This is a genomic window from Neisseria sp. P0008.S010 (assembly GCF_051962715.1).
GTDB lineage: Bacteria > Pseudomonadota > Gammaproteobacteria > Burkholderiales > Neisseriaceae > Neisseria > Neisseria elongata.
Window position 1 is genome coordinate 59,596 of record NZ_JBQCVA010000002.1, and the last position, 13,628, is coordinate 73,223.

9 protein-coding genes and 1 tRNA gene are annotated in these 13,628 nt (G+C 56.3%); 8 read left to right on the top strand and 2 right to left on the bottom strand.

Translation table 11 applies throughout. The features are described 5' to 3' along the window. Positions 1 to 22: 22 nt before the first annotated feature. Positions 23 to 1,372, bottom strand: a complete 1,350-nt coding sequence (locus tag ACTHSL_RS01195; RefSeq protein WP_440380027.1) for a GTPase/DUF3482 domain-containing protein — start codon at positions 1,370 to 1,372, stop codon at positions 23 to 25. 183 nt (positions 1,373 to 1,555) lie between these two features. Between ACTHSL_RS01195 and ACTHSL_RS01200 the strand changes: the two genes are divergently transcribed. From ACTHSL_RS01200 to tehB, 5 genes are all read left to right on the top strand, one after another. Continuing rightward, on the top strand, positions 1,556 to 2,098 hold the full coding sequence (locus ACTHSL_RS01200) for a type IV secretion protein Rhs (protein WP_440380028.1): 543 nt from the start codon (positions 1,556 to 1,558) through the stop codon (positions 2,096 to 2,098). 80 nt (positions 2,099 to 2,178) lie between these two features. Then, a tRNA-Asn gene (locus ACTHSL_RS01205) sits at positions 2,179 to 2,254 on the top strand. Positions 2,255 to 2,408: 154 nt separating this feature from the next. Then, positions 2,409 to 3,803, top strand: coding sequence for a Trk system potassium transporter TrkA (trkA, locus tag ACTHSL_RS01210; protein ID WP_049249577.1), 1,395 nt, complete (start codon positions 2,409 to 2,411; stop codon positions 3,801 to 3,803). Between the two features lie 47 nt (positions 3,804 to 3,850). Then, the gene (locus tag ACTHSL_RS01215; RefSeq protein WP_440380029.1) at positions 3,851 to 5,305 is read left to right on the top strand and encodes a TrkH family potassium uptake protein; all 1,455 of its coding nucleotides are present in this window, start codon (positions 3,851 to 3,853) and stop codon (positions 5,303 to 5,305) included. 57 nt (positions 5,306 to 5,362) lie between these two features. After that, positions 5,363 to 6,223 carry an SAM-dependent methyltransferase TehB gene (gene tehB, locus ACTHSL_RS01220; RefSeq protein ID WP_440380030.1) on the top strand — a complete coding sequence of 287 codons (861 nt, stop codon included), beginning with the start codon at positions 5,363 to 5,365 and terminating at the stop codon, positions 6,221 to 6,223. A 460-nt stretch (positions 6,224 to 6,683) separates the two neighbouring features. On the opposite strand, the gene ACTHSL_RS01225 is transcribed toward tehB, so the two are convergent. After that, a complete protein-coding gene (locus ACTHSL_RS01225; protein WP_440380031.1) occupies positions 6,684 to 8,897 on the bottom strand; it encodes a TonB-dependent receptor in 2,214 nt (737 codons plus the stop codon). A gap of 379 nt (positions 8,898 to 9,276) precedes the next feature. Here ACTHSL_RS01225 and ACTHSL_RS01230 point away from each other — a divergent pair, with 379 nt between their 5' ends. The 3 genes from ACTHSL_RS01230 to ACTHSL_RS01240 all read left to right on the top strand — a co-directional run bounded on the left by ACTHSL_RS01230 (position 9,277) and on the right by ACTHSL_RS01240 (position 13,592). Beyond that, on the top strand, positions 9,277 to 11,070 hold the full coding sequence (locus ACTHSL_RS01230; protein ID WP_440380074.1) for an ABC transporter ATP-binding protein/permease: 1,794 nt from the start codon (positions 9,277 to 9,279) through the stop codon (positions 11,068 to 11,070). Between the two features lie 743 nt (positions 11,071 to 11,813). Beyond that, positions 11,814 to 12,914: a chorismate synthase gene (gene aroC / locus ACTHSL_RS01235; RefSeq protein ID WP_440380032.1), complete on the top strand. Its 1,101-nt coding sequence runs from the start codon at positions 11,814 to 11,816 to the stop codon at positions 12,912 to 12,914. Between the two features lie 81 nt (positions 12,915 to 12,995). Then, positions 12,996 to 13,592, top strand: coding sequence for a type II secretion system protein GspG (locus ACTHSL_RS01240; RefSeq protein WP_283140173.1), 597 nt, complete (start codon positions 12,996 to 12,998; stop codon positions 13,590 to 13,592). Positions 13,593 to 13,628 lie beyond the last annotated feature (36 nt).

Genomic DNA, 13,628 nt, shown 5'->3' on the forward strand with positions numbered 1-13,628 from the left:
TAAAGCGGCTTTTCAGACGGCCTCAAGCCGTTTTTGCGTTTTTGAGGCGTTCGGCCAACGTGCGTGCGCACTCGCGGCGTTCGGCCGACATTTCCGAACCGCCGTTGAGCAGCGACCAATCGGGATGGCGGCGGGCGCGGTTCAATTCTGCCGGCAGTTTGTCGGCCGGCCACGGCGTTTTGCCGCTTTGCAACACCACCGGGCTTTGCGCCGCATGGCCGCGCGTTTGCAGCGCGTGCAGCAGGTCGAGGGCGCGGGCGGCCAGCAGGGTCAGCGTGGCGGAATCGATATGCAGTGTTTGCCTGCCGCTGATTTTGTCGGACAAATCGCCCATATTCGGCAACACGCCGCCTATCAGGCCGCCTAGGGCGGCGCCCAGCCCGAGCGAACCGCCGAGCGTGGCCAAATCTATCCCCATGCCGATCAGCGCGCCCGCCGCCGCGCCCGTTCCGGTGCGGATGCCGTATTCTTTCAGCAAATCGCCGTCGAACGGATCTTGGCTGAACGCGCTCAACGCCCAACCGCCGTCGTTGTCTATCTCGCTGTAATAAAAACGGTAAAGCTCAAGCAAATGCGATTGCAGCCGGCGTTCGGCCTGTCTGACCGCCGCCTGCATTTCCTCCAGCACGGGCGCGGTATCGCTGCCTTCGGCACACTCCCGACGGCAGGCGGCCGCATCCAGCAGGAAGGAGGCGACAGCCTCACGCGCCGCACCGTCCAAACGCCGCCATTCGTCCTGCCGCCAGCTAATGAGGCGGCGGAGCATGCCGTCGTCGGGCAGCATGGTGGCCAGGTTTTGCCACAGGCGGATTTCGCCGTCGAAATCGAAAGCCACCGTGTCGAAGCTGCTGCAAACGTGCAAACCGCGCCGCGCCAACATATCCGTCCAAGCCGAAAGGCCGCCGCCGGAGGTGAAATTAAACACCGGCATCAGCGGTTTGGCGCACCACGACAATACGGTCAGCTCGTCTTTATATTTGTTCAACACCGGCTCGCGCGCATCGATAACGTAAAGGGCGGAGTCGCTTTGCAGCAGCTGGCGCAACACTTTCGCCTCCTGCCCGAATTCCCCCGCGGCCGCTGGCGAGGCGAGGAAGGCCTGCAGGCGGTCTACGCCGTCTTCGCGCGGCGAAGTGTTCGCTTCCAACCAGTCCAACACGCCGCCCGCGTCTTCCAGCCCGGGCGTATCGTACAAATAAAGCAACGTGCCGCCGTCGTCGTACACTGCCGCCCGTTCGACATGGCGCGTGGTGGCGGACGCATCGGCCACCTCGCCGAAACCGCCGTCGCGCAGCAATGTGCGCAGCAGCGAAGTTTTACCTGTATTGGTGTGGCCGACTACGGCCAACGAAAGAGATTTGCTGTCGGTCATTTTGATTTAATAAAAGGTACAATGTCAGGCCGTCTGAAAACATTCGCAAACAATCGGAAACCGTTTTTCAGACGGCCTGCCGCAAAACAGACGCTATTGTCGGAAAAAGAACCCTTCTTGGCAACGGCCTGCACACAGCCGCTGGCCAAACCGCCCTGCCCGCCCGCAAACAAGGAACGCGCCATGCCCGAATCCCGCCGCCTGACCGACGGAGAAACCCGCCTTGCCCGAAGCGTATTCGGCAACCACCTCGACTACGCCGCCGTCCGCATCTGCCGCGCACCGAAATGGCTGACGGCCGCCGTTTCCCCCAACGGGTCAATATACTACCCTGCGCCGCATTATCTGGACGATTTTTCCCAAGCCGGCACGCCCTACCAAATCTGGCTGATACACGAACTGACCCACGTCTGGCAATGGCAGCACGGTTTCCAAACCTGGCTGGGCGGACTGCTTTTGTGGATGCGGGGCGGCTACCTCGACCGCCGCGCCTACCACTGCCCCGCCCTCGGCCGCATCGGCAGTTTTGCCGAACTGAATATGGAACAGCAGGCGGAAATACTGGCGCGCCATTTTGCCGTTTCCGCCGGATACCGCCCCGCTTCGGCCGAAGAACTCGGGCAATACCGCCGCATTTTGGATGCCTTTTTCCACCAAAGCGGCGGAAACCGCCCGCTGCCGCGCTATTTTGCCCGCATATGCCCGGCCAAATCTACTGAAAATTGATGAACTTAAAGCGGGCCTGATACATTTTCCGCCGCAATGAATTGACAAAATTGGAATTAGAGATATAATGCCGCCTTTCTTCCCCGATAGCTCAGTCGGTAGAGCGACGGACTGTTAATCCGCAGGTCCCTGGTTCGAGCCCAGGTCGGGGAGCCAAATTCAAAAAGCCAAGTTTTCAAACTTGGCTTTTTCTTTTTTACACAATATTCCACAATATCCCGAAGGCCGTCTGAAAAACGGCAGCCCGCCGTTGCAGCCCTGTCTGCCGTTTCGGTTTATAATGCCGCCTTTTTCCGGCAGAGCGGACAACGTGAAAATCATCATTCTCGGCAGCGGCCAGGTCGGTTCCACCGTGGCGCAGAATCTGGCGGCCATGCCCAACAACGACGTAACCATCATCGATACCGACGAAAACGCGCTGCGCAACATCGGCACGCGGCTAGATGTGCAAACCATCGTCGGCAACGGCGCATCGCCCAGCATCCTGCAATCGGCGGGCGCGGACGACTGCGACATGCTGCTGGCCCTGACGCGGCACGACGAAACCAACCTGGCCGCCTGCCGGATTGCCGCCGACCTGTTCAACATTCCGAACCGCATCGCCCGCGTGCGCCTGAGTGATTATCTGGAATTCGGCAACGAGGAAGAACGCCTCGTATTGGAGGCCTTTGCCGTTACCGATTCCATCCACCCCGAACAGCTGGTTACCGAGCGCATGGCTTCGCTGTTGAGCTACACCAGCGCATTGCAGGTGTTGCGTTTTGCCGACGACAAGGCGCGGATGGCCGTGGTGCAGGCGCACAACGGCGGGCTTTTGGTCAATCAGCCGATTTCTTTGGTGGGCAAACACCTGCCCGACGGCGTGGACTGCCAAATCTGCGCGATTTACCGCAACAACCGCCTGATTGTACCGACGGCGGAAACGGTGATTATCGAAGGCGACGAAGTATTCTTCCTCGCCGACAGCCGCCACGTCAAAACCGTGATGCGCGAACTGCGGCCGCTGGAACAGCGCACCCGCCGCGTGATGATTGCCGGCGGCGGCAATATCGGCTACCGCCTGGCCAAGCAGGTGGAAAACCTCTACGACATCAAAATCATCGAGCACAACCCCAACCGCGCCGAATGGCTGGCGGAAAATCTCGATTCCAGCCTGGTATTGCAAGGTTCCGCCACCGACGAAAACCTGCTGTCGCACGAATACATCGACGAAATCGACGTATTTCTCGCCTTAACCAACGACGACGAAAATAACATCATGGCCAGCCTCTTGGCCAAAGATTTGGGTGCGAAACGGGTCATCACCATCATCAACCGTTCGCGCTATGTGGATTTGCTGGAGGGCAACCAGATAGACATCGTGGTTTCCCCGCACATGATGACCATCGGCAACATCCTCACCCACATCCGCTTAGGCGATGTCGCGGCGGTTCACCCGTTGCGGCGCGGCCATGCCGAGGCGGTGGAAGTCATCGTCCACGGCACGCCCGAAACCTCCGCCCTGGTCGGCCGCCGCGTGTCCGAAGTCAAATGGCCGTCGGGCTGCCATTTTGCCGCACTGGTGCGCGGCGAAGAAGTAACGATGGGACATAAGGGCGACGAAAAACTGCAAGACGGCGACCATCTGATTTTCTTCGTGTCCCGCCGCCGCGTGGTACGCGAACTGGAAAAACTGATTCAGGTAAAAGTGGGCTTTTTCGGTTGAGGCCGTCTGAAAAACAGCCCCGCGCCCGCAAAAACGAAAACACAGCCATGTATAAAATCGCTCCGATCGTCCACGTATTGTCCAAGCTCGCCGCGCTCTACGCCGTCCTGCTGCTCGTCCCCACGCTGGTGTCCTACCTCTACCACGATTCCGCCTTCAACGCCTTCGCCGGAACCGCACTGGCCACGCTGGCCGGTTCGACCGCCGTCTGGGCGGCCACCCGCAAACACGACCGCGAACTGCGCCCGCGCGACGGCTTCACACTGGTATTCCTCCTCTGGCTAGGCTTTGCCGCCATCTCCGCCCTGCCCTTTTACCTCTATTTCCCCAACATCGGCTACACCGATGCTTTCTTTGAAGCAGTCAGCGGCCTGACCACCACCGGCGCCACCGTCATATCCAGCCTCGACACGCTCGCCCCGTCGCTCAATTTCTGGCGGCACATGATGAACTGGCTGGGCGGCATGGGCATCATCGTCCTGGCCGTCGCCATCCTGCCCATGTTGGGCGTGGGCGGCACGCAACTGTTCAAAGCCGAAATCCCCGGCATCGACAAAGACAGTAAAATGGCACCGCGCATTTCACAAACAGCCAAACGCCTCTGGCTGGTATACCTGAACTTCACCCTGCTCACCTGCATGGGTTTGAAATGGGCAGGCATGGGTTGGTTTGACGCGGTATGCCACGCCATGTCCGCCTTTTCCCTCGGCGGCTTCTCCACCCACGATGCCAGCATCGCCTTCTTCGACTCACCCGCCATCGAAGCCGTGCTGATCGCCGCCACCATGTTGGGCGCGGTCAATTTCGCCAGCCACTTCGCCATGGCGCGGGAAAAATCGCCCAAACCCTACTGGCGCGACGAAGAAGCCCGCGCCATGCTCACCATCCTTGCCGCCAGCATCGCCGCCGCCAGCGTATACATGTGGCAACAGGGCTACTACACCCCTTTGGAAGCCCTGCGCTACGTCGGCTTCAACTTCGTTTCCATCGGCCTGGCTAACGGTTTTGCCAACGCCGATTTCGCCACCTGGCCGCTGCTGGTTACCCTGTGGATGTTCTTTTTATCCAACGTATTGGCCAATACCGGCTCGATGGGCGGCGGCATCAAAATGGCCCGCGCGCTGGTGCTGGCCAAATTCAGCCTGCGCGAAGTCTCCCTGCTGCTGCACCCCAACGCCGTGCGGACGGTAAAACTCAACCGCCGCTCCATCTCCGACCGCACCGCCATGGCCGTGATGGCGTTTATCTTCGTCTACTTCATGACCGTCGTCATCTTCACGCTGGGGCTGCTGGCCAGCGGCATGGACTTCATCACCGCCCTCTCCGCTACCATCGCCTGCATCACCAACGCCGGCCCCGGACTGGGCGCGGTCGGCCCCGCCGACAACTACGCCGCATTAAGCGGCCTGCAAAAATGGATGTGCGCCGCCGTCATGCTGCTCGGCCGGCTGGAAATCTTCACCGTCTTTATCCTCTTCACACCCGACTACTGGAAAAAATAAACAGGCCGTCTGAAACGCCCTGCCGCCCCTTCAACCACCGCAAACGAAAGGCCCATCATGAACAACGACTTAACCTGCTACAAACAAATGCCCGTCTGGACGGCCGACACCATCCCCGCCGCCTTCCTTTCCCGCCACAACACGCAGGAAGGCACTTGGGGCAAACTGCACGTCTTGGAAGGCCGTCTGAAATTTTACGGTTTGGACGAACACGACAACATCCTGTCCGAACAAGAACTTTCGCCCGATAGCGGCGTCCACACCATCGAGCCGCAGCAGTGGCACAAAATCGAACCCCTCGGCGAAGACTTGCGCGTGCAACTCGAATTCCACTGCGACAAAGCCGATTATTTCCGCAAAAAATACGGCATGACAGCCACCCACTCCGCCGTCAAAGCCGCAACCGCCACCGTCCCGCCAGGTAAAACGCTGGACCTCGGCTGCGGGCAAGGGCGCAACGCGCTCTACCTCGCCCTCAAAGGCTACGACGTAACCGCCGTCGATCAAAACCCCAACCCGCTCTACGCCCTCTCCGACCTTGCCGCGCAAGAAAACCTGCCGCTGCAAATCGCGGGCTACGACATCAACGCCGCCGCCCTCGACGAACCCTACGACTTCATCGTCGCCACCGTCGTCTTCATGTTCCTCCAAGCCGGCCGCGTACCCGACATCATCGCCAACATGCAGCAGAACACCGCGCGCGGCGGCTACAACCTGATCGTCTCCGCCATGAATACCGACGACTACCCCTGCCCCATGCCCTTCTCCTTCACCTTCAAGGAAAACGAACTGCGCGACTACTACCAAGGCTGGGAACTGGCCGAGTACCGCGAAGAGCCGGGCAACATGCACGCCACCGACGAAGCGGGCAACCCCATCAGGCTCAAATTCGTCACCATGCTGGCGCGCAAACCCTAATCCGTCCGACAACAGGTAAAACGACAAAAAGGCCGTCTGAAAGCATGTTTTCAGACGGCCTCAATACAAACTGCCGGCGGTTGAGAAATCCTGCCGGTTGTTGTACGGACGGGAGATGTATAGTGAATTAAATTTAAATCAGTACAGCGTTGGCTCACCTTGCCGTACTATTTGTACTGTCTGCGGCTTGCCGCCTTGTCCTGATTTAAATTTAATCCACTATATATCGCCTATTCACTGAATTTTTGATACCGAATCTGCCGTTGAACGTCATTCCCGCGCAGGCGGGAAATCCGTGTCGCGGATTTTCGGGAACACCTGAAGGCTGCCGCAGGCCGATCCTCTAGCAGCGGAAATGACGGCATGGAAGTCCTTCATTAGGCAATAAGCGGCAATGAACAAAGAGGCCGTCTGAAACTTTATTTTCAGACGGCCTCAATACAAACAAATTACCGGCGGTTTAGAAATCCAATTCCGCTTTCAACCAGTAAGTGCGCGGCATACCGACGACGGCGAAGCTGCGGTCGTATTGGCCGCGCTGTACCTGCCAATAGTTTTTGTTGAACAGGTTTTCCACCGCGCTGCTGACGGTCAGGGTATTTTTACCCAGTTTGGTTTTGTAGCGCGCGCCTACGTCAACCAAGGTATAGGACGGGAAGGCGTATTGTTTTTGCGTGTCTTGATAAGACTTGCCGAAATACTGCACGCCGCCGTTCAGCGTCAGGCCTTTGGCAAACGGGGTATCCCATTCCACGCCCGCTTTGGCAATCACGCGCGGGTTGGCGACTTGTACGCCGTTAACCAAATTGTCGGCGAAATTCGGATAATCTTTTACGGTTGATTGCAGATACATCAGACCGAAAGTCGGACGCAAGGTTTTGTTCAACAAGTTGGCATAGGTATTGAACTCTATACCGCGGCTGCGCTCCATGCCTTGCTCGGAACCGCTATAAGCCAAGCCTGTATTTTTGCGCGTTGCGAAGTCAGTACCTGAAGTCGTTTTGCCGAGCCAGTAACCCGGGCGTTTGATTTGAAACGCGTTCAGCGTCGTGACAAAGTCGCCCCAGTTTTTGCGCACGCCGACTTCAAACTGACGGCTGACGCGCGGATCAGCCATCGTTACATGACCGTCGTCATCGGTACGGATGTCGGACGGCTCCAAATCTTCCATATAGTTTCCGTAAACCACCAAATCAGGCTTCGGAACCCATGCCGCCATCAACATCGGGCTGAAACGGTTCGCATCCGCTTTGCGGCCGTTTAATTTGTTTTTCTGATCGACGGCTTGGAAACGCCCGCCCAAAGTGAGTCGGTATTTATTGTCGGCAAAACCAAGCGTGTCAGATACTGCCAAACTGTTTACTTTAATCACGGTATCCAATGAAGGGGTTGGGCTCCAAGCGCTGCCTAAGTTGGAATCCAATTTCGCTAATTGAGTCGGAATATCAAGGCTCGGATTAATAACGCGGTTTTGAGTCTGGCGTGCGCCTTGATAAGTAGTACGTTTGCGGTCGATACGGTCAAATGCGGCACTCCAGTTGTGGCTCACCGGACCGGTTTCAAATTCGCCGCGCGCAGTCAGATTCATACTGAGCGTTTTGAAACGCTGGTCGGTCAAACGCGCGCGACCTGAATTGTAGGTCAAACCGCTGCTTGTGACGGTAGGAGAGGCAAAATTACCGTAATAACGTGCATTGTTGTAGCCGATACCGCCTGTAATTTGGGCATTTTCAAACGCATCCCATTCGAAGGTCAGCATATTCGTTTGACCGCGCGTATTTTGAGCCTGCCAGCTCGGCGCCAAATTCACTTTGCCTTCAGGTGCGTCAAACAAGCGGCCGTTGGCATTTTGAATATCCTGCATACGCGCGCGGCCGCCGTTGGTTTTACGTTTTGCGTAGATGGAGTCGAACGCCACGCGCAATTTTTCGCCGCGATAATCGGCATTCAAGGCAAATTCTTTGTTGTCTTCACTGTAACCGTGGCGCGGGGTGTCGCCGTGGCGCAGTTTGCCGTTGGCGCGTACGCCGAATTCTTTGTTTTCACCGAAGCGTTGGCCTAAATCGAATGTGCCTTGGGCACGGTTGTTGCTGAACCAGCCCAAACCGATTTTGCGGTTGCCTTCATCGGCGGCTTTTTTGGTTTCGATATTGACGGAACCGGATACCGCGCCTTCGGGGTCCATGCCGTTTACGGCGGTGGACGCGCCTTTAATCAGTTGTGCGGAGCCGACTTGCACGCTGGCTGTGCCTTGCGTGCCGTACATGCCTGCCAAACCGTTGACGCTGAATTGGCGTGCATCAAGCTGATAACCGCGGAAATACAGGCCGGTCAGCGTGTTGCTTTCGCCGCCGAACTGCCAAACGGAAGCATCTTTTTTCGCTACGGCATCCACCAAAGTGCGCGCTTCAGTGTTGTTGAGGGCTTGTTCGTCGTAATTGACGACGGTAATCGGCGCGGTAAAGGCGTTGGCTTTGCCCAATACGCCCAAGTTCACGCGGTCGCGCAAGTCGCCGTCGCTGGTGATGGAGTAAGAACGGGCGGCTTTGACGCGTTTGGCGTCGGCGCGGACTTCCACGTCCTGCAACCGGCCCGACTGTTCGGAAACATTATCATCGGCACAGGCAAATGCGGCGGCAATCATCAAGGGGAGGATGGCTAATCTCTGATTCATATTGTTACCCTATAACTCAAGGTTTGCAAAGGAAAATAAAAGAAAATGATAAGGGTGTGCATTATCCGACAAACCCGGAAAACCTTAAAACAAAATATCCGATTACTTACAAAAATTAACCGGATATGTTGTAATTTTGTTTCTCAAGCCATCTAAGCAATTCTTTTTTATCCTAAAAAATTTTAATGGAACACTTGTCGCCACCAAATAAGATAATTTATCATTGCGCCCCTTTCAGCACACATCAGGCCGTCTGAAAAAGGTTTGGCATCGACAGATGACTTTTCAGACGGCCTCCCTTTTCCCCATGAACATAGAATCCGCCCGTCTTGCCGAACTAATGCCCGCCATCGGCGGCCTGATCCAACCGGTCGCCGCCATCCAGAAATGGCAGGCCGAATTGAGTGCCACACCGTTGTGGCTGCTGCAAACCCTGCTCGGTGTCGTTTCGATAGCCGTATGCGCGGTGTTCCTTATCGGCCGCAGCCGTTTCGGCCGCGAGTTTTGGCAGGTATTGAAGCCGTGCATGGGCAGGCGCGGCGCGCTGCAGACGCTGGCGGTATCGCTGCTGATGATTGTCCTGCTGCTGACCGAAATCCGACTGTATGTGCTCAATACGTTTTTGAACAGCAGCGCGTACAGCGCGATGCAGGACAGGCTGGCCGACGTATTTTGGAAGGCGGTATTGATTAACGCCGCCTTAATGATGATCCGTTCGGTAAACCTGATTATCAACGACTTCCTCGACCAAGCCCTGGCCATCAAATGGTCGGAGCAGCTCAACCGCGTGCTGACCGAAAACTGGCTGGCACGGAAAAACTACTACCGCCTCCAAATGCGGCGCGACGCGCCCGACAACATCGACCAGCGTATCCAGATGGACGCGCAGGACTTCATCGTTTCCACCATCACCTTCCTGCGCGGCATGCTCAATTCAATCGTCTCCACCATCGAATTCACCATCGTCCTGTGGGGGCTGGCGGGCATCCTGCCGGTGTTCGGCTTTGAAATCCCGCACGGCATCGTCTTCCTCGTCTACATCGCCATCCTCGCCGCCACCGCGCTGGCCATGTGGATAGGCAAACCGCTGATCCGTTCCAATTATGAAAACGAACACCTCAACGGCGACTACCGCTACTCCCTCGTCCGCATCCGCGACCATTCCGAAAGCATCGCCTTCTACAACGGCGAATGGCAGGAAGAAAAACAGCTCAAAGAACGCTTCCGCGCCATCGTCCGCAACCGCTGGCGCATCGCGCGGCAAAGCATCGGCCTCAGCGGGTTTAACGACGTCTTCAGCCAAATCATGCAGCTTCTGCCGCTGATGCTGCAGGCCCCGCGCCTGTTTGCCGGACAAATCAAAATCGGCGACGTCCAACAAACCGTCCAATCCTTCGCCCGCCTGCAAAAATCGATGTCCTTCTTCCGCAATTTCTACAAAGACTTCACCGTCTACCGCGCCCGGCTCGACCGCTTGAGCGGCTTTATGGACTACCTCGACGCACCGCAAACCGCCGAACGGCCGCAGGAAGAAGAAATTTCAGACGGCCTGATACTGGAAAACGTCGGCTTGAAGCGCAACAACGGCGACACCCTGCTCTCCGGCATCAGCTTCCGCGCCGAATGCGGCGACTCACTGCTGATCCAAGGCCCCAGCGGCTGCGGCAAAACCTCCCTGCTGCGCACACTGGCCGGACTGTGGCCTTTCGGCAGCAGCGGGAAAATCAGCCGCCCGCCGCGCAGCCGCACCCTGTTCGTCCCGCAAAAACCCTATATGCCGCAAGGCACGCTGCTGCAATCCGTCTGCTACCCCGACATCGCCGCCGACCCGCAAAACGTCGCCGCCGCCCTGCGCGAATGCCGCCTCGGACACCTCGAACCGCTGCTCGACACCGCCGACAACTGGCAGCAACGCCTCTCCCCCGGCGAACTCCAGCGCATCGCCTTCGCCCGCATCCTGCTGGCCGCCCCGCAGCTCATCCTGCTCGACGAAGCCACCTCCGCGCTGGACGAACCGACCGAAGCCATGCTCTACACCTTAATCCGCAACCGCCTGCCCGACAGCATCATCATCAGCATCGGCCACAGGAGCTCGCTGGCCGCCTTCCACAACCTCAACCTCACCGTCGGCAGCCTGCCCGATCTGCCCTGCGACTCCGCCCGACCCGCCTGAGCGCGCACTTTTTGAGGCCGTCTGAAAACACCGCATCCTACGAGGCATAAATATGGCAAATATTGCTGTTTGGTATGATAGCCTTGATTCTTTTATCAACTCAAAATGCTCCTGCCACCAATAAGGGGATACTATGAAACTAAATATTTTCACACTAAATTATATTACATCTAACGTTATTCTATTATCTTTAATGGCTTTAGATGAAGAGGCATTCGTAAGTATATTTATAGCACTACTACCCCTTTATTATTTTTCATACACTATTTTTATAATTATAAATGCATGGGAAAATAGAAAAAATAATGAAAATAAATACACATCAAAATATATTTTTTTTATTCCTATGGGGATTGTAACTAGTTATATTTTTGTAAGTTACCTACTTTCACAATATAACCTATTAGATGATATGATAAAATATAAAATACATGAATTCCATTTCTGCAAGGAAAAAAACTGTAAGCGTTATGAAACATTGAAATTGAAAAATACCTTTACGAAAAAGTATAGAATTGTAATTACTGAACATTGTGTTAGAATCTCGAGCATGCCCTATGCTTTAATAAAAATAGAACATAAATTGGGCTGTAAATTTCAATAGGGCTTAGGAAGCAAAAATCCTTTTAAAGGATCATAAAGAAATACATGTTTTCAGACGGCCTCCCGATGTTTGCCTATGCTAAAATCCGCACCGTTTGACGGCACGCAAAACCACATCAAAACCACATAAAGGACGGACAATGGCAGGCAACACTTTCGGACAACTCTTCACCGTTACCACCTTCGGCGAAAGCCACGGCGCAGGTTTGGGCTGCATCATCGACGGCTGCCCGCCCGGACTGGCCTTAACCGAATCAGACATCCAAGCCGACCTCGACCGGCGCAAACCCGGCACCAGCCGCCACGTTACCCAACGCCGCGAAACCGACCAAGTCGAAATCCTCTCCGGCGTTTTCGAAGGCAAAACCACAGGCACACCCATCGCCCTCTTAATCCGCAATACCGACCAACGCAGCAAAGACTACGGCAACATCGCCACCAGCTTCCGTCCCGGCCATGCCGACTATACCTACTGGCACAAATACGGCACGCGCGACTACCGCGGCGGCGGCAGGAGCTCTGCCCGCGAAACAGCCGCCCGCGTTGCCGCCGGAGCCGTTGCCAAAAAATGGCTGAAAGAAAAATTCGGCACGGAAATCACCGCCTACGTCACCCAAGTCGGCAATAAAGAAATTCAGTTTGAAGGCTACGAACACATTTCCCAAAACCCCTTCTTCGCCGCCAACCAAAGCCAAATCGCCGAGCTGGAAAGCTATATGGACAGCGTGCGCAAATCGTTGGATTCCGTCGGCGCGAAACTGCATATCGAAGCGGCCAACGTCCCCGTCGGCTTGGGCGAACCCGTTTTCGACCGCCTCGATGCCGAAATCGCCTACGCCATGATGGGCATCAACGCTGTCAAAGGCGTGGAAATCGGCGCGGGCTTCGGCAGCGTCGTCCAACGCGGTAGCGAACACGGCGACGAACTCACCCCGCAAGGCTTCCTGTCCAACCACTCAGGCGGTATCCTCGGCGGTATCAGCACCGGACAAGATATCCACGTCAACATCGCCATCAAACCCACCAGTTCCATCGCCACCCCGCGCCGAAGCATCGACATCAACGGCAACCCCGTCGAACTCGCCACCCACGGCAGACATGACCCCTGCGTCGGCCTGCGCGCCGTCCCCATCGCCGAAGCCATGCTCGCGCTCGTGCTTATCGACCACGCCCTACGCCATCGCGCGCAAAATGCCGACGTAGCCGTCGATACGCCCGACATCGCCAAACAGCGCGGATAAAACAGAAAAGGCCGTCTGAAAATACCCGCTGATGCGATGCAGCGTTTTCAGACGGCCTCAAAACCCATATTCGGAAACATCATGATAGAAAATACCGACAATACCGCCCCTTCCGCACCGCGGGTCAAAATCCACATAGCCGCCTACATTTTGGCCGCCGTCTCCTTCATCCCCCTGCTCGGCCTGCCTTTCGGCTTGGCGGCTTTGATTTGGGGCACCTTGGAACGGCGCAAACGCGGCGCAAAAATCGTTGCCCTCATTGCCTCCGCAGGAATGTTATGCACCGTTGCAATATACGGCGCATTGTTTTATTTCGGCTTTGTCCAGCGCGGAGGCGTGTACGACGAAATGAGACGGCAACTGGCGGTCAATACTTTGTCTACTTTGGTTTCCGAAGTCGAATTCTACCGCCTGCAACACGGCGCTTATCCTGAATCACTGGAGCAGCTCCAAAAATCCCAGCCGAACAAGCCGATATTTATATACGATACAAGTAGCACGCCTTTGAGTTCCGAGCCGTTTCGATTGTTTTATTACGAACGCAGCGGCGACGCGCATTATTACTTGCGCAGCGTGGGAAACGACGGCGAACCGTTTACCGGCGACGACATCCTGCCCGACATCGGACAATCCGAAAACGGTAAAATCGGCCTGCTGATGCAAAAAGGGGCGCATTAAACGCCGGACAAACATCCCAACCTGCTTTTCAGACGG